General features: G+C 66.8%; 1 protein-coding gene. It reads right to left on the reverse strand.

Translation table 11 applies throughout. The features are described from left to right. Positions 1 to 2637 (reverse strand): type I polyketide synthase (locus CV1CTNOD_RS14630; protein ID WP_165485524.1); only part of this gene is annotated, 2637 nt, incomplete at its 3' end. Positions 2638 to 2654 lie beyond the last annotated feature (17 nt).

Below are 2654 nucleotides of genomic sequence, written 5' to 3' on the forward strand. Positions count from 1 at the left end.
CCTGAGTGGTTTGATCAGGTAGGTGTGTCTGTCCCATGTTGTAGGCGGCACGTCCACCAGGGCTCCGTCGCCGTGCCACCGCCGCCACTCCACGTCGAGCCCGGCGCAATGAAGCGCCGCGATGCTCGTCCGTACGGCTGTGGCCTGATCGTGCCTGTTATCCATGGTCGGCACAGCCGTGGCCTCCGACGCCCCGACTGCCCTTAGGGTCAGGGTAAGCGGATGGACCGCCACCGGATGCGGAGAGATCTCCTGGAAAAACTGGTGTCCGTCGTTGACGATGGCCCTCGTGGCATCCACCGCCCGAACCGGGCAGCGCATGTTCTCGCCCCAGTAGGCGGCGTCGAACGTGGGTGTCTGCCGCGGATCAGACAGAACCGTGGTGTAGAAACGGATCGTCGGCTGCCCGGGCCGTATGTCGCTGAGCGCAGCGGTCAGCGCGTCGGCGACTGGACGGATCAAGGTGCAGTGCGAGGCGACATCGACAGCGATCATCCGTGTGGGAACGTCACGAGATGTCCAACTTTCGACCAGCTGTTCGACTGCGACCCGGGTACCGCCGATCACGGTGGACCGGGGTGCGGCGAAGACCGCGACATCCACGTCGGGAAGATGGTCGATCTCTGCCCGGACCGTGGCCGCATCCAGTTCGACGACCGCCATCGCCGTAACGCGGGCTTCGGCGGCGGGAACGCACAGCCGGGACCGACGGCAGATGACGCGGATACCGTCTTCCATGGTCAGCGCCCCCGCGGTCACGGCGGCGGCGATCTCTCCCATGGAGTGTCCCACGACGGCGGCGGGGTGGATGCCGTGGGATTGCAGGGTGCGCGCCAGAGCGACCTGCACCGCGAAGATCAAAGGCTGTACCTGGTCGATTCGGGTCACCTCGTCACCGGCCCGCAGCACCTCTTCCGGCGAGAACCCCGACTCGGCGCGAATCAGGGGGTCGAGCTCCGCGATCGTGTCGGCGAACACGGGTTCGGCGGCGAACAGGTCTCGCCCCATACCGGGCCACTGCGAGCCGTGGCCGCTGAACACCCACACCGGCCCCGTTGCGCGCTCGGCGTGGACATAATCGTTGACCACGCCTTCAGGACGGGGATGTGCCCCGTCGGCATACGCGCGCAGGCGGTGGACGAGCTCGTCCCGGGAGCGAGCGACGACCGCCAGTCTCTCGGGGCCATGCGAGCGGCGGACCGCAAGTGTGTGCGCGACATCCTTCAACGGTGTCCCCGTCCCGGCGTCGAGGAGCCAGTCGGCGAGCCTGACAGCGGAACGCCCCAGCGCGGTTTCTGATCGTGCCGACAGCAGGAACGTGCGGAGAGAATCGTCCCTGCTGCTGGACGACGTCGACGCGACCGGGGGGCTGGGAGCCGGCGGTTCCTCCACGATGGCGTGCGCGTTGGTCCCGCCCACACCGTAGGAGGACACGGCCGCGAGCCGCGGACCACCGGTGACCGGCCACGGCGTCGTGGCGGTCGGAACGAACAGCCTGGTGCCGGACGGGTCGATGGCGGGGTTCCACCGTCGGAAATGCAGGGATGCCGGAACCTCACCGTGGTGCACCGCCAAGACGGCTTTGAGCAGCCCCACCAGGCCCGCGGCGGATTCGGTGTGGCCGAAGTTCGTCTTGGCCGAACCCAGTGCGCACCGGTCTCGTCCCGTTCCGTAGACAGCGGCCAGGGAACGGAACTCGATCGGATCGCCAACGATGGTTCCCGTGCCGTGCGCTTCGATCATTCCAACATCTGCCGGATCGACACCGGCAATATCCAGGACGGCACGGAACACCTCTTCCTGCGCTTGCCGCGAAGGCACCGTGAACCGGGACGTCTTCCCGTCATGATTGACCGCCACCCCCCGCAGCACGGCGAGCACGCGGTCCTGGTCACGCATCGCGTCGTCGAGACGTTTGAGCACGAGGACCACGCACCCCTCGGCCCGAACGTAGCCGTCCGCTCGTTCGTCGAAGCTGTGGCATCGCCCGGTGGGCGACAGCACTCCCAACTCGGTATAGGCCATGAACGTGCGGGGGCTGAGCAGCAGGTTGACCGCGCCAGCGAGCGCGAGGTCACACTCGTTTCGTTGAAGGCTTTGACATGCCAGGTGCGTGGTGACCAACCCCGTCGAACACGACGTGTCCACGGTCATGCTGGGACCGCGCAAACCCAAGATATGCGATATCCGACCGGACGCCGGTCCGGCCTGGTTACCGGTCACAGAGTAGGGGCCCCCGCCGGCCGGGAGCTGATGCGCGTAGGCCGCATGGTCCGGGTTGGACATGCCGACGAACACACCGGTGCGGCTTCCCACCAGGTCATCGGTCGGCAATCCGGCGTGCTCGCACGCCTCCCACGCAGTCTCCAACAGCAGCCGATGCTGAGGATCGATCAACTCCGCCTCGGCCGGGTTGATACCGAAGAACTCCGGATCGAAAGCACCGACGTCGCCCGGCACAAACCCGCCACGCCACAGCACGTTCCGACCGGTCTCCGACTGCAACGCTTCGAGTGTCTGCTCACTCCATCGTTCTGACGGCACATCGGTGACCGCGTCACGACCGTCACGGAGAAAACCCCACAGCGACGCCGCGGAATCAACACCGCCAGCAAGACGGCACCCGATCCCAATCACCGCAACCGCAATAGAGG

The organism is Protofrankia symbiont of Coriaria ruscifolia, assembly GCF_900634745.1.
Classification (GTDB): Bacteria; Actinomycetota; Actinomycetes; order Frankiales; family Frankiaceae; genus Protofrankia; species Protofrankia californiensis.